Here is a 20,379-nt window from a genome sequence, read left to right as displayed (position 1 = left end):
AAATATTAAAGCATTTGCTTACCTGCGACATCAATTTTACTGTGTCCAATCACATCATAACCCGATAATAACCAGTGTAATTGCTGCTCGCTTAAGGTCATGGTGGGTGACATGAGTTTGGGCCATTTGAACTTATGCTTATGTCGAGTAGCCAGACCCGATTACTCGAGCCCAGCCCTCTAAGAACGGTACGTGCGAGTTTCCCCGCATACCGCTCAAGTCGTTATAACGCCATGTAGGATGGCGCAGCAGTATTTTGACTCCTATGAATGCTGTTATGGCAATAAGGATGAACAACCACGGTATTACTCGCTTTATTATCACCACCTAAGTATAAAGGTACTAGGCGGTGAATATTCCAACCAGTTTTAGCCGTTATTTTTTCTTTGCAATACAAACACTCACCATTTTGACGTGATAATAATCTATGCAGACGTTCTTTGTTGCGAGAATTTACTAACACATCAAGCCGAGATTCAAAGTAAGTTTCATGTGTCGGATCGTAAGGGTTTGCATCGGAATTGATCTTTGGATGTCGCACAATCGGCATTGCTGCTAACCGAAATAAGCCTATTTGTTTATCACCGGTGCAGAATGTCCAATTACGCGCCCCAACAGAGTGGAAGTATCTAGCCCTAATCCAGTATTTTCCTTTTCTAGGATGTCTACGACATGCCCATTTCCAGAGTAGCAACCATATATCAGAGTCAATCTTGCAAAATACTTCCTTTGCGACACTGTGTCGGTGATAATTGCACCAACCTCTTAATATTGGATTAAGCTGAAAGATTAGCCTGTCTTGTCGACTAGAGCGATATTTGGTGATCGTAAGTCTCAACTTATTCATCAGATGTAGAACGCTTTTGCTACTGGGTTTGACCAATAATTTGCCATTATACTTTCTGAGATTTTGACCAAGAAAATCAAAACCCTCTGATATATGCCTAACGTGCGTTTTTTCTGGCGATAATGCCAAACCACGTTGGGACATAAATTCATTAATACAAGGCAATATTGTATCTACCAAAAACGCTTGAGAATGAGCCGTTACAACAAAATCATCGGCATATCTGATTACAGAGACTCTCTTAACATTAGAACGAATTTCACGGTGCTTACCTCTTTTAACACCAGAAGCTTCTTCAATTGTTCCTTGCAGTTGATTCAATACCATATTCATTAACGTCGGCGAGATTATTCCTCCTTGCGGTGTTCCTGCAAGTGTTGGATATACCTTACCAGACTCCATAAAGCCAGCATTCAGCCACTGTGAAAGGATTGGTTTGTCGATGTTTAAGTGCTTTAGCATCCACTCATGGCTGATATTATCGAAGCAACCTTTAATGTCCGCATCAAGCACCCATTCTCCCGCACGTTTGCGACACAATACTTTGAAGCATTGTTCGATCGCATCAGCACAAGACCTTTGTTTTCGAAAACCAAAAGAATTGCCGTCACTGTTTGTCTCCACTTCTGGCTCAACGGCTAGCAAATATAGTGCTTGCATCCCACGATCCAGCATTGTGGGGATACCGAGAGGTCTTTTCTGCCCATTCGACTTTGGAATAAAGACTCGCCTTAATGGACTTGCCTTGTATCCAGAGCGTTTGAGCGATGAGATTGCTCGCCATTTTTTAGTAGCACTTTGCCATGTTTCGCCATCAACACCAGACGTTTTACGCCCTTTGTTCTCCGTTACTTGTTTAACCGCAAGGGCTTTCGCATAAAAGGAATGAGTCAATAACCATTGCAGGCTTTTAACTTTCCCTTTTCTCCCTTGCTTTACTGCTTTCACAATACGCGCTTGCAATGATCCTACGTAGCGCTTTGCAGCCTTCCAATCGATGTTAGACCAGCATTGCGCTTCGTTTATAGGTGCACATTGTTCATAAGAGCAATTCATTTGCATTCCTAAGCTAAAATCTTATTACAAATTTCTTGTGATTAACCACTCGATGGAAGTGGGCTATGCTTTCGCATGATGTCACGTTCAATACATCTATCTTTGCCATTACAGCAAGGCATTCGCTTTCTCCATCGTCCTTTACCCGCATGCCCGTCATTCATTCTTACGAAGAAACTACCTCAACGAGGGAGCATACGGGCTTACCAAGTTCCGCTTTATTCACATAATGGGTTAGTGTCAGTCAATCCGCCGGGGGCACATTAAATTGCGTAACATGAGACTAGAGCATGTTAACTTGTCCACCACACCTTTTGGTTCAAGCTTGTCAGCATCTTTAGCTTGTTTACAATGACGACAGTTACAACTGTTCAGTTAATTACACATACCATTAATTCCTAGGGCCCAACCGCATGATGCTTGCAGTTTGTTCAACATCACTATTGAACTTAAGGCTACATTGTCTTTCGAGCTTCACACCCCACCATTGCTAGTGACGCATATCGAAATAGGAAACCTTCGGCAATACGAAGGGTTGAATCAAAGTTCAACAGTAAACAAAGCGACTTCTTGTCGCACCTAATCGCTTATACCACAGTGCAAAACCGGTGTTATCCCAGTAAAGCAGTTTGAGTTTGTCACGGCCTTTATTACAAAACACAAATAGCGCACCACTGAGCACGGGTAGTTCAAGCTCTGCTTCCACCAACGCCGCCAGACCATTAATTGATTTTCGAAAATCAACGGCATCGGCACATAAATAGACGGTGGGTACATCAACGAACATCCTCATACCGTTAGCCCTTTAATAATGGCAACGATATCGGCCGTCGCTAAATCGATAGGAAACGTGAGTTGGCCGGTTAGCGTATCAAACTGCAGCGTATTTTGACGAGTTTGCGCGCAGACTTCAGTAGTTTGTTTTACCTGGACAAAACGTGATGATGTAAGGCACTGCGTGTGCACTGGCAAGGTGGAATTAGGCTGGTCTTTTGCCAGTAAAGCACGTTGTTTATAATAAGTCGTAATAGCGACATTATGGTGTTGGCAGAATTCAATATTAGTACCACTAAACGTACTGCGTTTCAGCAAAAGCTGCTGCCACTGTGCGCTTGTTCTGTAAGTTTTCATCACCTGCTCCGAATTTATCATTGAGCAGGTATTTTTAGATAATCAGAACATCGATGCTAGGTGTGGTTCGCTAGACGCTTACAGAAGTTCCAAACCAAAGCGTGTTTGCCATTGCTCGAATAGTGGCTTGGGTAATGGTTCTGCAGCCGATAAACACAGGCGAACACTGTTTAGGTCGATAGTGTTATCTCGTTCGGCAGTCTGTAGTAATGTAGTAAAATTAGTGGGAACACTATAAAATACGGTGGGTTTATGGCGTTCGATAATGTTAAATACAGCATCTGGAGTTGGTGTGCCTGGCAAGAGTACCGCAGACCCACCTGTCCAAAGTGGAAAATACAAACTATTCCCGAGACCATAAGCGAAGAACAACTTAGGTACAGAAAACGAAGTATCTGACTCTGTAAGCCCTAATGTTTGCCTCGCATAACGCTCTGATGTCACTACCATATCTTGGTGACGGTGAATTATCCCCTTGGGTAATCCCGTAGTACCCGAGCTATAGAGCCAAAAAGCAACATCATGACGCTGGGTATCTGCCGCTTCAAGTTCAGAGGAAGCATCAGCTAGTAGTATCTCAAGATTAGGAAAATCAGTCGCCTCTTGACCACATACTAGAATATGCTCGAGGTACTTTAGCTTATCTAAAATAGGGGTCAACAAATCTACTAGTGAGTCGTGAACAACCAAAATCCGCGAACCACTGTCATTAAGGAAGTGTAGGTACTGTGGACTGTCTAGCAGCGTATTAAGTGGTACTGCTACTGCACCAATTTTCATCGTGCCAAAAAATGCAAATGCAAATTCTGGGATGTCAGGTAATAGCATCGCAATGCGATCTTCAGCATGTATGTCTAAATCCCGAAGGATATTACCGAAGCGATTAACACTTTCATGAAGGTGGCGATAAGTGATCACACGTTCTTCACAATAAATTGCGGGCTTATCACTACGCCCTTCTTCTATGTGCTTGTCGACGAACACGGATGCAACATTAAGCTTTTCTGGAATATTCAGTTCAAACATCAAGGTTCTCTCAAAAAATAGCAAAGGAATACAGGTCAATAGCCGATAGTGATTCACTTATCGACTGCAAAAATTTCGGATCTGCCGCATTAGTTTTCACAAACAATGTAAGGAGCTATTCCTGCGAATTTTTCTACTGTTTCGGTAAATTCTCGCTCAGGAATAGAAAGGCCAACCATTCCGCATCCTGCCTGTATCCAAGACTTTGCAGTATCTTGAAATGCCGAACGCAATACTAAACAAGCTTCAAATTCCTTTTGGTTCAACATCAGAATTGCACCGGAATACAGCCCTCTAGGGGCTTCTTCAATACGTAAAATGGCTTCTATAGACTCTGCTTTAGGGATACCAGAGGCGGTAATTGAGGGAAATAATTCATCAAAGGCATGCCAAGCGTCTTTATCCTGCTTGAGGACGCCGCTCACTTCAGAAGCCAAATGCTGCACGCTGCCACGTTCTATTGTCGTCATAAATTTATTGACAACAACACTTTCAGAAAAGAGTTCCATCTCTCTTACTGCTTCGCGCACAGAAATGGCGTGTTCAACAATTTCCTTTGGATCTGATTGGAGATCGTGGCGTAATTGCGCATTATCCGCCAATGAACTGTGTAGTGCACGCGTACCTGCAACAGGCTCGGTTAAAACAGCCCTCCCGTTTACAGCGACTATAAGCTCCGGGCTAAAGCCCATAACTTCACGGCCCATACATTTGACTAAATATGAACGAGAAGGTGTATGTATTGGTCTTGACTGCAGATAAGTGCCTAGCATATTGATACGTTCAGGGACCTCAACCTGACGAGAAAGAGTGATCTTTTCACATCGCCCAGAATGGATTTCATCGAGTACAGTTTGCGCCGCTTTTTGATGTTTAGCTTTGCCACAGTGAGTATCTAGCGGAGACATCGTATATTCTCCTTGGCGCTGGACTTCTGAGGTTAATAAGGTTTGTAGTTTTGCTAATGTTGTAATATCTCGTGTGCGAACACCTACATGGTTCTGGTTAATGACTATTTCGCTGTAGGGTAGTACCAAACTCAATAGAGGCCATTTTTCCTTTGATGGATGTAATGAATCCGACACCTCACGAATATGTGCAGCATATTCAAATGCTGCTTGACCAAAGATGTTCCATCCCTTCACTTCGTGTGATTTCACAAAACGACGAGCAAGATCAGACACCTCTCCTTGCAAAGGATAATGGACTGGCGGCTGATCACGATTAGTCTCTGTCACCTCTGTCGACGTAATAACCAAAGCGGCTTGAATACCAAGTGCTATATGCCAAAGACCGGATGCCGGCTTTTCGTAAACATAGTAATCTTCGCTTAACTTTGCACCGATTAGGGCCTCAATCAATGCAAGTGGATCAGCTGGTTGTAATGTAAACGTATGCTCAAACACCGCAGCCTGCATGCTGCTCAATGCCACATCACAATCTGATTTGCGCTCTAATTCAGTTTGTTCGGGATAAATCACAATATCACCTCCTTTGAGTTGTCCAGCTTCATTTTTTGTGTTGGTCACAACATTGTTAGTTGCCTCACGGCTTCAAGATATTTAAGCCTAAAAACTGTACTTTGATGTATTCATAACGCCATATCTAAGCTTTTTCTCATCATTCCTATCCTTCGACACAGCACTCCAATACTAATGTAGACACACCCAATAGCTTTACCCGTAATAAATAAATGAAAAATTAATGTAAAAAATTAATGAAGGTAACTTTGATAGGAAAAGCTTTAAAAATCTGTGCAGATGCGAATTATAATGACTCAATGAATCCAAACAGCAACTTATGTAATATTATTGTCATCTAAAGAGATGATGTTCCGAGATAAAGCGATGCCCCCAACTTTGTCACTAGAGTCTAAATTTGATACTGCAAAATGAGTACTTGATGAAGATTACTGACTTTCATAAGTCACTGGAGCCCTTCGAGTTTAGTTAAACAATCATAAATCCAGCGTAATAGCGCTCTAAAGTATTCACTCTTGAGTAATAAGAAGCGAAATTCCACTTAAAATTAAATAAAATGAGCAATATTAGCCAATAGGCCAGGTTCAAACTTTTATATAGCAAGTTCTCTGCAACAGATTGGAAGATATCAGCAGCCGTGTCGGCGCAGCCTACCCGTCTGGTCAAAAAGCGGTTAACTTCCCGTCGATATCCTTCGATTGATCCCGTGAGATTTTCAGCATGAAGCTGCAAGGATTTTTTGTTTTTTACCGATAAATACATGCTAAATTCTTAATAAAAGGTTGAACAAAATACTTATGACAAAACGATAAAAACAAATGATGCTCAACGTTTCCCAAAACACTAACACGAATAAAAACCACTCTTAACAAAGCCAATACTATCATTATATATAATGAAAATATTACTTGGTGGCTACATTCAAGATTGAATTGTAAAACCCTTGTTTTACAAAGATGACTGTAAAGCCCCTTTACGCAGTTACATAGCCTATGCATTCCAGAGCTGTGTATAGTATCCACCACGTGATAACAAGCAATGATGCCCGCCCGACTCCACTACTTTACCCTCTTGAAGTACAATAATATTATCTGCGTTTACAATGCTTGAAAGTCGATGGGCTACCGTGATCACGGTACGGTTTTGTATAAGATTACTCATTGCTTGGACGATTTCTGTTTGGGTGATGGGATCTAGCGAAGCTGTGGCTTCATCTAATAACAGAATAGGCGCATCTTTTAACAACGCTCTGGCAATTGCAATACGCTGTCTTTGACCACCCGATAATAATAAGCCACCATCACCCACTCGCGCGTTCATTCCTTCTGGCTGCTGATTTATAAAATCCAAACAGTTTGCCAACCTGCATGCTTGCATTACTTCTTCATCGCTAGCACTTGGGGAACCGATGCGTATGTTTTCTGCAATACTAGCATCTATCAACTGGATATCTTGAAATACCATGCTGACTAACTGATGTACACCTTCAGAGCCAATCTCATTAAGATCAATCCCACCAATTTTTATTCGACCTGAGTTTGGCTCAAAGAAACGGGCGCATAAATTTAGTAAAGTAGACTTACCACTACCAGAAGCACCGACAATAGCCGTTGTAGAGCCTTGCTTTACACAAAAGTTAACGCTGTCTATCACTTTTTTATCCTTGTAATAAAACGATATATTCTCAAGCTCGATGTCAAAGTTTAATGGTATTTTCACGTTTATTGGCTCGACTAGTACAGGCTCGTTTAGAATAGACTCTAGTTTTTGCTCAGACTGTATTGCAATGCGTAAAACGCTAAGGTATTCAGCAATCTCAAAAAGGGGGTCTAGCAATTTAACCAACAGCAACGCAAATAAGATGCTGGTAAAATCTATGCCTGACTGTTGCTCAGGCATAGTCACAGCCAAGAGAATTACAAACACAGTGAGCGCCATGTTAAGCACCACTCGATACGTGAGCACAGGCCCAGCCCCCCACATTTCAACTTGCAAACTATGCTGTTTTGTTTGCTCTAGTTGCATGGCAATACGGGCCAATCTGGTCTGGGTTTGGTCATATAATTTGAGGGTTTTTAAGGCTTCAATATAATCTGTAATACAGCTTGCAGTCTGACGATACGAGCTGCGCTTAGCGCTGGCTACACGGATAAATTTTTGCTTTGAGATTTGCATGGCTAAAAATGCCAAAGGCAATAATAGCAATATAGCCATCGCATAAACGGGGTTAACAAAAAATAACACGATAATGCCAATGATAGGGGCAACCAAAGCTGAAATTAAATCAGGCGTAATATGAGAGAATATACTCTCAATTTTCTTAATGTCTTCAGTGAGCATTTCTAAAAATTCGCCGCTACGGGCTCGTTGCAGATGCCCAAGTGGCAACTGTCTAACATGGTTAATCAATTTAATACGATACGCATGAACAATACGATAACTGCCAACAAAGCTTTGGTATTGACCAATGTAGGCGCAAATCAGTTGCGCTAAAAAACACCCCGCTAAAGTCAGCAAATAATCCACCGGCGTTGCCAACCAAAGCCAATATTGTTCTGACATTTCGAACTGCTGCTGTAGCCAGTAAAAACTTAGCAATAGCGGTAAAATAGCGATGCAACGCTCCAAGATACGAAAAACAACCCCTGTATAAAAGCGCCATTTTCCAGCACTGGCATGCCTTATCACACGTCCAATAGTTAATAATGCGTGTTTGTTCATTTAAATCTCGTAGCTAATTAGTTATAAATCTAGCGAGTCTTTCAACGTACTTTGCTGATCGGCTTCACTTTGTTGAAGTTGCCAACTGTGGCGATAATATTCGCAGCTAGCCAGTAGAGTGTCATGACTCCCTTGTGAGGCAATTCTCCCCTCATTCAAGACAAAGATCTGACTGGTATTTTCAAGGCCTGAATATTTATGCGTGATCACTAAAAAAGTAGTCTTTGGGTAATGCCGCTGTAATGCATGATAAAAATTCGCCTGAGTCACATTATCCATTGCCGCTGTAGCTTCATCCAAAATCACTAATGGAGTGTTACTCACTAACGCTCGAGCGATGGCTATACGTTGTTTTTCTCCACCAGATAAGTTTTGCCCACGCGCTTGCAGCTGTGTTTCAAGTCCATCAGGCAATTGCGTGAGCCAAAGTTTAAGCTGAGCAGCGGCAATCGCATCGTCTAAGGATTTGGAGCTAATACCACAACGGCCAAACAAGATGTTGTCACGCAGTGTGCCTTCAAATAAATAACTCTCTTGTGTAACCACACTCATAAACTGAGTACGCGCACTATCAGTTAATAAAGACACATAGTGTCCGTATACCTGTACTGTGCCTGACGATGGAGGTAACAAACCACAAGCCAACATTGCAACGGTGGATTTACCATGACCTGATGCCCCCACTATCACATTTAATGAATTAGGGACTAGTTTAAGGTTAATCCCATTGATAACTTGCTGAGATTGATAGCTAAAAGTGACATTTTCAAACTGCATTAGCGTCCGTTCTTTATCAATAGGGTCGTGTTTCAGCTTGGCCGAATGGGCTAAATAAATCGGTCCGATGCGCCTTACGCCGGCTAACAATTCATTAGCCTCCATAAAAAACCGACTGACCTTTATAATGGGGCTGAGCATACCAAGTGCTAATAACACACTTAAAATGATCTGCTCAATATTCACTGTTTGTGTACTGTGTAACGCAATAGCAGTAGGAAGTAAGAAAATAAAAGAAGCGCCAAGTAATGCAGTGTAAAGTGTCCAACCTGGCACTGTTTGCCTAGTAAGACTTAATACTAGTTTATGGTATCGATCAAGTTTTCGGTTTAAAACGCTAAAGTGCTTGCTGTCTAGGTTATACAACTTCATCACCGACATATTTTTAACATAGTCATTCAATGTCGAGGTTAAATCCTCAGATACCTGACTAAAACGTTGATATTGACTGGCAGATTTATACATAAACAAACCACTGACTAAAAATGCTAAAGGCACTACTGCCACGGCGCTTAATGCAAGCCGCCAGTCGATAAAAGCTATCAACGTAAATACTATTATAGGCGTAAGAATTGCGTTAAACAGCTCTACACTTTGATGGGCTATAAAGTTTTCAATATGCTCCACATCTTGCAAAATATTTTGCTTTAACACGGCAGGGCTTTGCGCGCTCAGCCAGGTCAACGGAAGGTTGGCCAGTTGAGTTACGAGCTTCATTCTTACTTCAGTCAACGCTTTAAAAGCAACTTGATGACTGAAATAATAAGCACCGATTGCAAGTCCCGTTTTTAATAAAATCGCGGCACACATACCTGCTGCAATCCATAGCAATAGTCCAACCGAGCTCGAAAGTGGATTTAATAATGCTTGTATTGCAACAAAGAGCAAATACAGCGGCACAAGCTCAGCGAAGGTGACAATGGCCATTAAACTCAAAGCCATCAACATTTTTACTTTATAAGGTGAGCAAATCGAAAAAATGATAGACCAGGGACGATAACTGTCTTTCCCCTCAGATGACTCAACCCCCACAAGCTCGCTCCTTAAAATGCGCTACATAGCGACGATAGAAAAGAGCTAAGCCTACTGCAGTTAACTTGCTCCCACTCCCCGCATCCGTTATGTAGCCCCCAAATCGGAAGTAACGGGTACAACCGCTATAAAATATCGTTTTGGGGGATCGGAAAACCGATTGGGGGAGTCATCAGCTATCAATCTAGCGCCTAATAAAATCGTTACAATTTAAAATAAACAACAGAGTCAGTAATATGGAATTAGAAATTCGAGATGTATCAAAAACATATACAAATGGTGTGCACGCACTTAAAAGAGTCAATTTAACGATTGAAAAAGGCATGTTTGGCCTTCTTGGCCCTAATGGTGCGGGCAAAAGCAGTATTATGCGTACCATTGCCACATTACAAATACCTGACAGCGGCGAAATTCGCTTTGCTGGGCAAAATATTTTTACCAATCCTACTGAATTTCGTCGCCAGTTAGGCTATTTGCCACAGGACTTTGGTGTTTACGCTGATGCATCGGCAACGACTATGTTGGATTATTTTGCTCGTTTAAAAGGCATTAAAAATAGCAAAGAGCGCAAAAACAGAATTGACGAATTATTGCAGCTGGTTAATCTCACTGAACATTGCCATAAGGCAGTCGATACCTATTCAGGTGGTATGCGTCAGCGCTTTGGTATCGCACAAGTTTTATTAACCAACCCTAAAGTGATCATTGTCGATGAACCAACGGCGGGGCTAGATCCTGCTGAGCGCAATCGCTTTTACAGTATTTTGCATCAACTTACTGACAACGCTATTGTGATTCTATCCACACATATAGTGAGCGATGTGACTGATTTGTGTGGTGATATGGGTATCCTCAACAACGGCTGTATATTAGCACGCGGCAAGCCCGATGCCCTCGTCGCATCCATCGAACGAAAGATCTGGCGTAAGACAGTAGCACGAGAAGAGTTAAACCAGCTACGCAATAATCACAAAGTGATATCAACACGCATCATCAAAGGCGATATACAAGCCACAATTCTAAGCGACACACTCCCTGCTGATAACTTTACGCAAAGCCCCGCGGACCTTGAAGACTTTTACTTCAGCTACGTCCCTGAACTAGCTGTTTAAGGATCTGTACATGTTTATTACCAGTTTTTTATTTGAGCTTAAATATCGATTACGCTCCGTAGCGACATGGGCCTGTTTGCTCGCCATGATCGTTATGGGGTACCGAGAAATGTTAGGTGGTGAATGGGATACCTTGATGCAAAGTGGCAGAGTCGCTCGCAATTCTCCTTACGCTATTTACTATCTATTTATGTATTACACATTTTGGGCTGCCACCGTTGGTAGTGCATTGGTAATACCCACACTACTTAGAGATCTGAATTCAAAAACGGCAGATTATTTGTATAGTTTTGATATTAATAGTAAGCACTATTTTATCGGTAAATACTTAGCGTGTTTAGTGATCGTACTATTGGTGATGAGTTCTGTTGTTATCGCCATGGTTTCCTTACCTGTGGTGTCAAACCTCTTTGGGCTTTACCCTTCCAGCGACTTCATAGCGACCTCGTGGCCGCATATTTTCCACGCGATACTACTTTGGCTACTCCCTGCTTGTATTGTTTATACAGCAATCCCTTTTGCGCTCACGGCACTTACAGGGCGCGCGACACCCGCTTATGCTGCGATGATGATAGCGGTAGGTTCTTTTGTGCTGATCACCGCCTTATTTGGTGATGGAGCTCCCCAAGCTCCTTGGCTACAAATTGTCGACCCGCTAGGTAAAGTCACCGTTGAAGGGCAAATTTTTTACTGGACGGCTGAGCAAAGAATGACTCAATTTTTGAGCCTAGATAGCGCTTTACTCTGTAATCGCCTACTCTATTTAACACTTGCTGTTGCCCTTCTGGTATTTGCCTGGTGGCGCTTTGACTTAGCAGCATTTAGAACCAGCAACGGGCAAAAATCATCAACCAAGGCAATTACAACTGATCAACAACACCAGCCCAGTACTGGTAAGCTAAACATGACTACGCTGACGATGATAAGCAATAACGCTATTGCTTATTGGCTTAAATTCAGTGTCCGTACTGGGTATCTTCAAGCGCGCCAAATCATTACCAATAAAGCGTTTTATTTTTCAATGTTAACTCTATCTTTGATGCTGATCATCGCAGGGTTAAGCTATCGTCTACCGGGCATAGAAGGCAGCGCGGCCATTTTACCAAAAACCCACACCTTGCTCCCGGTGTTAATTTACCCGAGTTTAATTTTCACTATGCTAGCCGCTGCCTTTTTCGTTGTTGATCAATGCCACAAAGACCATCAGCTAAATACCGCACAGCTTGTTGCTGTGTGCCCCACACCTGACTGGCAAGCCCCTTTGAGTCATATTATCAGCGCAATTATTATTGCCTTTGTATTAATGCTGGTGCCAATATCAGGTTTGCTGGGCACTCAATTTATCCAAGGCTACGTCGATCCTGACTGGCAAAGCTTATGGCATTTGAGCTTTATTGTATTACTGCCATTAATGCTGGCTTATGTCTTTATTGCCATCATCAGTTATGGCCTGTTGCAGTCTAAAATTGCCGCACAAGTGCTCGCGGTGATGCTGTGTATTTCGCCGGCTATATTCAATGAAACCAACGCAGTAGAAAACTTTATGTTACTATGGGCGTGGCCGTCAATAGCGCAATTATCTGAAATTGCTTCAATGGAACAGTTTATTACCAGAGACCTTAATCTTATGATCTACTGGTTAAGCTTTTATTGTGTTTTATTGGTGTTTGTCAGCTGGCTGTGGCCTAGAGGTATGATCTCGCCATGCAAAGAAAGAATAGCAACATTACCTCGAAAAATCGCACTACGGTCACTGGCTATATTGCTATTGGCGGTAACAACCTTTGTTTATCAAGCGCATGCTATTTATCAAAATATGATTATCAATGGTCAGTTTGAAACACAAGCTGATGGCTATGCAAAACAGGTGGAGTATGAGCAGCAATATCGTCAATTTAATACTCAGCCGCAGCCTAAAATTAGTCATGCTGAGGTTGCTCTGACGCTTCATCCAGATAAGCGAGCAGTTGATTACAAAGCTAATTTAACGCTGGTAAACCCAAACAACCCCCCTATTGAGCAGCTGCTAATTAATAGCAATGCCTTCACTACCATTAATAGCATCAGCACTGAGGGGAAAACACTTTCAGCGCAGCGAACAGATGAAGCACATCACGTTTCGCTATGGGGCCTCAATGTTGCGCCTGAAAAAAACACCCTGTTGAGTATTGCAGCCTCAGTCCAATATCAGGGCTACCGCAATCATGCAACTGACTACCTTGGCAAAATCAGTAAAGATGCCAGCTACATTGATACTGATTTTTGGCCCACTATTGGGTTTGAAAAAAATAAAATAATCAACGACAGCGCACTTCGCAACAAGCATAAACTTAACCCGTTAACTATTGATGCTGTGAGTCAATCTACTGCACCCGAGGTATATCAACACAATGATGCGGACTTAATAACTTACACGTTGCAAATCGAAGCGCCAAATGACCAAATTGTTGTCGCTCCAGGCGAGTTAATTAGCCATCAAGCATTAGGTCAGCGCCATCTCTATGAATATGAAACAACCACGGCCAGTTACTGGAAACCGGCCATTGTGAGTGCGAAATATCAAACCCGTAAAGCATCGTGGTTAAGCGCTAAAACGGCGCAAGAAATATCGATAGAACTATTTTACATCAACACTGATGAAGTCATTCTGGATGCCATTTTACAACAAGCAAAACTTGCTCTTGAGCAAGGTGAATTGGTGTTTGGTAGCTACCCTTATAACAGCTTAAAAATTGCTGCGCTACCACAAGGTATGGGCAAGCAAACAGTGAGTGCAAATTTAGTGCTTATTCCTGAAATGTCTGCTTGGCAACATAATTACCATCAGCCACCGAATATTGATTGGGTCGGTTACACATTGCATCACGCAATTGCACAAGTTTGGTGGCAAAACATTGCAATTGCTAATTCGGCAGGTTACCCCCTGTTATCTGAAGGGGTGCCAAGCTGGTTCGCATTAAGCAAATCAGGGCTTAGTAGTAAAGCAAGACAACAACTGCTTGCCACTATCACCGATGATTATTTACTTGCACGTACTAAAGAGTCTGGTATTGAAAAGAATGCACTTCGATTGACACTTCAACCTTATGCCAAGAGTAAAGCACAAGTTGCCATTTACACTGCATCGCAACTCATTGGTGATAAGCACTTTAGTAATATTATTAATAATATAGTGGTTAATTATCATGCACAGCAAGGCGCACAGTTTTTATCGGCAGATCTGCTATATCAGCAAATCTCCCAAACCCTAAAGCACGCTCAATATAAAAAGCAGCTAGGTGATTTATTCACTGAAAATGGGGCTTTGTTTGATATTGCTTACAGCAATAATACCAGCGAACTGTAAACCCCCATTACAGATGGTTAAAGCCTAATACTTTAACCATCTTTAAAAACCCGTATAGAGGGATAATCGCCGTTTGCGGGTAGTAGCTACAACCCCTTACAGACACAATAACGGCAATAAAAATAGGGCCCCACTATTGCAGAGAAACCAACTCAAAAATCGAGTGTCTGCTAAGCAATAATTTAGTGCCCAACTACTTACTATTCACTGCTATTAGGAACTCAATTACTATGCCTTGTTACAAGCTGACATCTGCAGCCAACTCTCACCACTCATTGTCAAAAATTAGCCGTCATATTTTCCGTGCATTATTTACACTAAGTTTAGGCGCCACGTCTTGCAGCCTTTATGCTGACGAGAAAACTGCTCAGGTAGATTTAGAGCGCATTGAAGTTACTGCCGAGAAACGCTCTGCAAATATAATGGAGGTCGCATCCAGCGTTACCGCCATTTTTGGTCAAGAGCTAGCTGATTCAGAAGTTTATTCTATTACAGAGCTTGGCCACGAAATCCCGAGTTTACACGTGTATAGCTGGGGTGGTCGAAGAGATAGCAACGTATTTATTCGCGGCATAGGTCCGGGCTTATTTACTGAGTCAACCGTCGGCTTTTATGTAGATGGCGTTAATTACAGCAGTAATAGTATTTTCGATTTAGACCTTGTTGATATCGAGCGTGTAGAAGTACTAAGAGGGCCCCAAGGTACATTGTACGGGGGCAACTCTCTGGCAGGTGTTATTAACATAATTACCAAACAGCCTGATGAAGTGCCAGAGGTTACGGGGACTGTTTCCGCTGATAATTTTGGTTCAAAACGAGTGCGATTAGGGCTCAACACACCCATTAATAATGATGATCTATTTTTAGCCATGTTTGTCTCTGCACACAGCACTGATGGCCACTTAGAGAATACCTACTTAAATACTGATTTTGGCGCGCGCGATGATATTAGTGCGCGAGCAAAACTAAAGTGGCTAGCAACAGATAATCTCGAAGCCAACTTTGCAATAGATTATGAACACTTTAGGGGAGATTCATATGCAATGGGACTCATTGAAAAAATCAAAGAAAACCCAGATCAAGTAGATCATGACTTTGCAGGCGTTGATGAGCGCGATGCTCTGGGTGCTTCATTAACCCTTGATTATGAAGGTAGTGATGTTGATTTTATTTCCATCACCAGCTGGCGAGATTGGGACAATGTGAATACCGCAGACCAAGATACCGGAAATAACTCCGAATATCAGTTTCACAGTAATTCACGTGAAGTATTTGATCAAATTTCACAGGAAATGCGTTGGAGCTCAAAAAATACCAATGACTATCATTGGCTAGTAGGTATTTATGGGTATCAGTCAAGTATTCATAACACGACGAGAAATGATTTGAACTTTTCTGCTATGTATCCGGGCAGCGGGCCTATGGTTGATAGATCGGTTACTATAAAAGACGACCAAGCGTGGGCTGCGTTTGGCCAAGTTGATTATGCTATCACTGAAGAGGTAACCGTTATCGCCGGATTACGTTATCAAAAAGAACAACGAGAAGCAGACATCAGTATCAACTCCCAATCTACGGGTGTTACAACGCAATATGATGGAGAAAAAGAGTTCAGTGCAGTACTACCAAAACTCGCACTCTCATATCAAACTTACAGCGATGACCTAATTTATGCCTCATGGAGTAAAGGTTATCGTGCAGGAGGCTTTGATACTTTGTATCCGAACTTAAATAAGCCCAGCTTTGAGCCAGAGTACAGCAATAACTATGAAATTGCCTATAAAGCATTAGCACTGGATAACCAACTGAGTTTCTCAATCACGGCGTTTTATGTCTCATTGGACGATCAACAAGTACAGCAAATGCTAGAAAACACCACAATTATTACAGACAATGCAGGTGAGAGTACGAGCCGTGGTCTAGAGTTTGAATCGCGCTACCAACCTCATTCAGATTGGACTATTGGCTTCTCAAGTAGCTATATAGATGCCACCTATAGCGAGTACGAAAGTGTAAACTTTGCCACCGGCGCGGTAGAAGACTACTCAGGTAATCGCTTGCCAAATACACCCAAATTCAGCGCGAACTTATCAATCAGCAATCGTACAGAACTAAGTGGTGACTACACATTATTTACCCAACTAGAGAGCATTTATATGGGTGAGCATTTTTTTGATGCGGGGAATCAAATGAAACAACCTGGGTACTCCCTTTTGAATGGCAAAATCGGTCTTGAAAGCGAGAACTGGTATGCTCATTTATGGGTTAAAAATGCACTCGATGAATACTATTCAAAAGTTGCATTTAACTTTGGTTTTGGTGTGACAGGAGAAGCAGGAAATCCACGAACCATTGGTTTAACAGTTGGTACTAATTTCTAAACTGATATATATGCAAAGGTGGCGTTAACTGATTGTTCGCCACTTTTATTTTTAGTAACACGCTTAATTACTCACCTTAATTACTCACAAAGGTGGGCGCTAAATTAAGCCGAGCTTCTTTTGGCAGCACGTCAAACTGTTTTCTAAAGGCTACACTAAAATGACTAATATTGCTGTAACCCAATGATATTGCCGTTTCGGTAACATTATGGTCTTTGAGTAGACTCATAGCTTTGTGCATTCTTGCTTCTTGGAAGCAGCCGTATACTGTGTTATCAAACAATGCTTTAAAACCTTGCTTAAGCTTACATTGATTTAAACCTACTTCTTTAGCCACGTCTGAAATTGTCGGAGGGTTACTCAGATCAGAGAGCAAAAAATCTCTTGCAGCAATAAGTTGCTTCTTTTCTCGAAGTGAAACTTGGTTGCCGCTATCAACTGATTTTAGTGCGCTCAGGTGCCAATATAGATAATCTAGCGTCGCAGAATGTAATAACAAAGGACTTGCTTGTGGCTCTTTTATAAGCTGGTGAATACGGTTTGCACATGCATTAACTTTACCATTCGATCCACTTTGTTTTACAAAGAATGACTGACGATTACTCAACTCTATGTCACAGAGCTCTTCACCAGCAAGCTCAGTAAGTAGTTCTGGCTTTATCATGATATCTAAATTGCAAAAATCATGGCTGTGATATGAACAAAATTTTTCACCTGCTGAAAAGCCAATATTGAAGTCTCCGCAGCCACATTGCAAAAAATGATTGCCTACAGTAGCTTCGAATTTTCCCGCAAGAATGCTGTTTAAATGAATATGTTGCGCATCACTCGGAAACACATGTTTAGTATCAGCAGGGCCCATATCACCCGCTGTAGATAAGCTTACTGATAAGCCGGGTAACAACTGGACAAAGTTATGATCACTTGCAATTTGCTGCGATCTATTCACCATATCTATTTCTATGTCACTGCACAAAGTCATTTTAAACCTTATAATTCTAACTGGGCTGGCTGCACTCATTGCAAAGAGCTTTGAGAATACTTTTTTAAAACTATATCACAACACCCCACAGTTAATAATGATTTTCATTTACAAATAAAGTTAAGTTAACTCCTTTATTAATAATTCATCACAAAGTCGATTTAACTAAAAGCATCTAAAGGTTTTAACTCTGCTTTTCATCGCAATATGGTGTATTTTTAATCGCTGTTACTTTATAACAGTACTAATGTTGTTTAATAACAAGGAATAAAAATGAAGTTTATTGCCCCTTTGGCGCTCTTAGCGACCGCCAGTTTTGCAAGCTTTGCGAGTCCATCAGAGCAAACTCTACAACTTGAAAACGTATTCGACCTTGAATATGCCAATCAAATTGAAATGACTAACGACGGTAAAACCGTGTATTTTGTTCGTAATCGCATGGATATTAAAAGCGATAGTAAAGTCAGTAATATTTGGTCGGTTAATAGCAGTTCAAAACAACTGCAACCGCTTACCTCTGGCGTGCATATGGATTACTCGCCAGTGCTTTCACCCGATGAAACGCGCTTAGCGTTTATTTCAACGCGCGATGGCAGTAGCCAAATTTATGTCAAATGGCTGAATACCGGCGCAGTTGCCAAGATCAGTAATTTAACCCAAAGCCCTGGCAATTTAACTTGGTCACCGAATGGTAAAAAACTTGTATTTAGTCAGTTTGTCCCCGCTGCCAGCGCAAGCCCAGTGTCTTTACCTGGCAAGCCAAAGGGTGCTAATTGGGCTGAGCCTGCTAAGTATATTGATGATGTTTATTACCGCGCTGATGGTGGTGGTTATACACAAAAGGGCTTTCGCCACCTATTTGAAATTAGTGCCACTGGCGGTAATGCAAATCAGCTGACATCTGGTGATTTTGACCATGGCGGTGCAATCAGCTTTAGTCATGATGGCGCAAGTTTATATTTTTCAGCAAATCGCCATGCAGATTACTTATTTAAGCCAACCAACTCTGAAATCTACAAACTGGATTTACAATCTGCTGAGATCACTCAAATCACCGATAGACTCGGCCCAGATGGCCAACCACAGATTTCACCTAATGGCCGTTATTTGGCCTACACAGGATATGATGATAAAAAAACCAATTACGAAAATACGCAATTATATATTCGTGATTTAAAAACAGATAAAACACAAAGTCTTACAGCCGACTTAGACCGCAGTGTTGCACAAATAAAATGGGCTGATGACTCAAAAGGACTTTACTTTGCTTTTGATAGTGAAGGACAAACTACTCTCGCCTATCAACCACGTAGCGGCAAACGTAAGCTGTTAACTAAAGACATAGGCAGCGTATCATTTGGCCGCCCATATTCGGGTGGTGATTTTGATGTGAGCGAAGATGGCGAAGTGGCATTTACCTTAGCAAATACTCAGCGCCCTGCCGATATCGCATTTTTAAAGCGCGGTAAAACGCAACCATTAACTCAATTAAATGAAGATGCATTAGCTAATAAAAACCTAGCCAAGGTTGAAGAAATTTGGCTTAAATCAAGTCATGATGATTTAGCTATACAAGGTTGGGTTGCATATCCACCGGGTTTTGATAAGTCCAAAAAATACCCATTAGTACTTGAGATACATGGTGGACCAGTGGCCAATTATGGCCCTCATTTTAGCCCTGAAGTCCAATTGTTTGCCGCCAAGGGCAATGTAGTACTTTATATGAACCCACGTGGCAGTGATTCATATGGTAAGGAGTTTGCGCAAACAATTCATCATAATTACCCAAGTAATGACTTTGATGACTTAATGACTGGTGTAGATGCATTAATTGCAAAGGGCTTTATTGATGAGTCTAAGTTATTTGTCACCGGTGGCTCAGGCGGTGGCACACTAACAGCATGGGTTGTGGGTCATACTGACCGTTTTGCAGCTGCTGTTGTCGCGAAACCGGTTATCAATTGGATCAGTTTTGTACTAACTGCTGACTACTACCCATTTTTTGCTGATTACTGGTTCCCTGGCAAGCCTTGGGATCACATTGCGCATTATATGAAACGCTCTCCAATAAGCTATGTAGGTAATGTTAAAACCCCGACCATGCTATTAACAGGCGAAGTCGATTACCGCACGCCGATATCTGAAACTGAGCAATACTACCAAGCTTTGAAACTACAAGGTGTGGACACGGCAATGGTGCGCATTCCTGGCGCATCGCATGGCATAACTAAACGCCCTTCAAATTTAATGACGAAAGTAGCTTATATTCAGTGGTGGTTTGATAAGCATAGTAAATAGAAATAAGTTAGCGAGTTCTGAGAGTAAAGTTTGCGAGTTTGCGAGTTTGCGAGTTTGCGAGTTTGCGAGTTTGCGAGTTTGCGAGTTTGCGAGTTTGCGAGTTTGCGAGTTTGCGAGTTTGCGAGTTTGCGAGTTTGCGAGTTTGCGAGTTTTATCAAAATAAATTTTTAAACGCGGTAGTCAAGTACT

The 20,379-nt window shown here is 41.8% G+C and carries 13 protein-coding genes; 4 read left to right on the top strand and 9 right to left on the bottom strand.

Annotation, left to right across the window (positions count from 1 at the left end):
- Window positions 1-223: 223 nt before the first annotated feature.
- The 8 genes from ltrA to NDQ71_RS22190 all read right to left on the bottom strand — a co-directional run bounded on the left by ltrA (window position 224) and on the right by NDQ71_RS22190 (window position 10,071).
- On the bottom strand, window positions 224-1,903 hold the full coding sequence (gene ltrA / locus NDQ71_RS22225; protein WP_301561760.1) for a group II intron reverse transcriptase/maturase: 1,680 nt from the start codon (window positions 1,901-1,903) through the stop codon (window positions 224-226).
- A 547-nt stretch (window positions 1,904-2,450) separates the two neighbouring features.
- Window positions 2,451-2,696, bottom strand: a complete 246-nt coding sequence (gene tnpB, locus NDQ71_RS22220; protein ID WP_301562766.1) for an IS66 family insertion sequence element accessory protein TnpB — start codon at window positions 2,694-2,696, stop codon at window positions 2,451-2,453.
- Window positions 2,693-3,034 carry a hypothetical protein gene (locus NDQ71_RS22215; RefSeq protein WP_008467385.1) on the bottom strand — a complete coding sequence of 114 codons (342 nt, stop codon included), beginning with the start codon at window positions 3,032-3,034 and terminating at the stop codon, window positions 2,693-2,695. Before NDQ71_RS22215 ends, tnpB begins: the two co-directional genes overlap by 4 nt.
- Window positions 3,035-3,112: 78 nt before the next feature.
- Window positions 3,113-4,060: an AMP-binding protein gene (locus tag NDQ71_RS22210; RefSeq protein WP_301562765.1), complete on the bottom strand. Its 948-nt coding sequence runs from the start codon at window positions 4,058-4,060 to the stop codon at window positions 3,113-3,115.
- An 89-nt stretch (window positions 4,061-4,149) separates the two neighbouring features.
- Window positions 4,150-5,589, bottom strand: a complete 1,440-nt coding sequence (locus tag NDQ71_RS22205; protein ID WP_301562764.1) for a salicylate synthase — start codon at window positions 5,587-5,589, stop codon at window positions 4,150-4,152.
- A gap of 420 nt (window positions 5,590-6,009) precedes the next feature.
- On the bottom strand, window positions 6,010-6,303 hold the full coding sequence (locus tag NDQ71_RS22200; protein WP_301562763.1) for a hypothetical protein: 294 nt from the start codon (window positions 6,301-6,303) through the stop codon (window positions 6,010-6,012).
- A 228-nt stretch (window positions 6,304-6,531) separates the two neighbouring features.
- Window positions 6,532-8,262 carry an ABC transporter ATP-binding protein gene (locus NDQ71_RS22195; RefSeq protein WP_301562762.1) on the bottom strand — a complete coding sequence of 577 codons (1,731 nt, stop codon included), beginning with the start codon at window positions 8,260-8,262 and terminating at the stop codon, window positions 6,532-6,534.
- Window positions 8,263-8,283: 21 nt separating this feature from the next.
- Window positions 8,284-10,071: an ABC transporter ATP-binding protein gene (locus NDQ71_RS22190; protein WP_301562761.1), complete on the bottom strand. Its 1,788-nt coding sequence runs from the start codon at window positions 10,069-10,071 to the stop codon at window positions 8,284-8,286.
- Window positions 10,072-10,307: 236 nt separating this feature from the next.
- Here NDQ71_RS22190 and NDQ71_RS22185 point away from each other — a divergent pair, with 236 nt between their 5' ends.
- From NDQ71_RS22185 to NDQ71_RS22175, 3 genes are all read left to right on the top strand, one after another.
- The gene (locus tag NDQ71_RS22185; RefSeq protein ID WP_301562760.1) at window positions 10,308-11,183 is read left to right on the top strand and encodes an ABC transporter ATP-binding protein; all 876 of its coding nucleotides are present in this window, start codon (window positions 10,308-10,310) and stop codon (window positions 11,181-11,183) included.
- A 10-nt stretch (window positions 11,184-11,193) separates the two neighbouring features.
- Window positions 11,194-14,529, top strand: coding sequence for a hypothetical protein (locus tag NDQ71_RS22180; protein WP_301562759.1), 3,336 nt, complete (start codon window positions 11,194-11,196; stop codon window positions 14,527-14,529).
- Window positions 14,530-14,759: 230 nt separating this feature from the next.
- Complete coding sequence (locus NDQ71_RS22175) at window positions 14,760-16,910, top strand: TonB-dependent receptor (protein ID WP_301562758.1); 2,151 nt, start codon at window positions 14,760-14,762, stop codon at window positions 16,908-16,910.
- Between the two features lie 76 nt (window positions 16,911-16,986).
- On the opposite strand, the gene NDQ71_RS22170 is transcribed toward NDQ71_RS22175, so the two are convergent.
- Window positions 16,987-17,892, bottom strand: coding sequence for a helix-turn-helix transcriptional regulator (locus tag NDQ71_RS22170; RefSeq protein ID WP_301562757.1), 906 nt, complete (start codon window positions 17,890-17,892; stop codon window positions 16,987-16,989).
- Window positions 17,893-18,165: 273 nt separating this feature from the next.
- On the opposite strand from NDQ71_RS22170, the gene NDQ71_RS22165 reads away from it, so the two are divergent.
- Window positions 18,166-20,190 carry a S9 family peptidase gene (locus NDQ71_RS22165; RefSeq protein ID WP_301562756.1) on the top strand — a complete coding sequence of 675 codons (2,025 nt, stop codon included), beginning with the start codon at window positions 18,166-18,168 and terminating at the stop codon, window positions 20,188-20,190.
- Window positions 20,191-20,379 lie beyond the last annotated feature (189 nt).

Origin of the sequence: Pseudoalteromonas sp. KG3 (genome assembly GCF_030436385.1) — a bacterium.
Classification (GTDB): Bacteria; Pseudomonadota; Gammaproteobacteria; order Enterobacterales; family Alteromonadaceae; genus Pseudoalteromonas; species Pseudoalteromonas prydzensis.
The sequence above is the reverse complement of the archived record's forward strand: the minus strand, read 5'-3'. Positions and strand labels throughout refer to the sequence as shown.

What these genes read in the sequence shown, in the direction of transcription:
- ltrA (WP_301561760.1), bottom strand. Translation starts at nt 1,903, where the DNA reads ATGAATTGCTCTTATGAACAATGTGCACCTATAAACGAAGCGCAATGC.
- tnpB (WP_301562766.1), bottom strand. Translation starts at nt 2,696, where the DNA reads ATGAGGATGTTCGTTGATGTACCCACCGTCTATTTATGTGCCGATGCC.
- NDQ71_RS22215 (WP_008467385.1), bottom strand. Translation starts at nt 3,034, where the DNA reads ATGAAAACTTACAGAACAAGCGCACAGTGGCAGCAGCTTTTGCTGAAA.
- NDQ71_RS22210 (WP_301562765.1), bottom strand. Translation starts at nt 4,060, where the DNA reads ATGTTTGAACTGAATATTCCAGAAAAGCTTAATGTTGCATCCGTGTTC.
- NDQ71_RS22200 (WP_301562763.1), bottom strand. Translation starts at nt 6,303, where the DNA reads ATGTATTTATCGGTAAAAAACAAAAAATCCTTGCAGCTTCATGCTGAA.
- NDQ71_RS22195 (WP_301562762.1), bottom strand. Translation starts at nt 8,262, where the DNA reads ATGAACAAACACGCATTATTAACTATTGGACGTGTGATAAGGCATGCC.
- NDQ71_RS22185 (WP_301562760.1), top strand. Translation starts at nt 10,308, where the DNA reads ATGGAATTAGAAATTCGAGATGTATCAAAAACATATACAAATGGTGTG.
- NDQ71_RS22180 (WP_301562759.1), top strand. Translation starts at nt 11,194, where the DNA reads ATGTTTATTACCAGTTTTTTATTTGAGCTTAAATATCGATTACGCTCC.
- NDQ71_RS22175 (WP_301562758.1), top strand. Translation starts at nt 14,760, where the DNA reads ATGCCTTGTTACAAGCTGACATCTGCAGCCAACTCTCACCACTCATTG.
- NDQ71_RS22170 (WP_301562757.1), bottom strand. Translation starts at nt 17,892, where the DNA reads ATGACTTTGTGCAGTGACATAGAAATAGATATGGTGAATAGATCGCAG.
- NDQ71_RS22165 (WP_301562756.1), top strand. Translation starts at nt 18,166, where the DNA reads ATGAAGTTTATTGCCCCTTTGGCGCTCTTAGCGACCGCCAGTTTTGCA.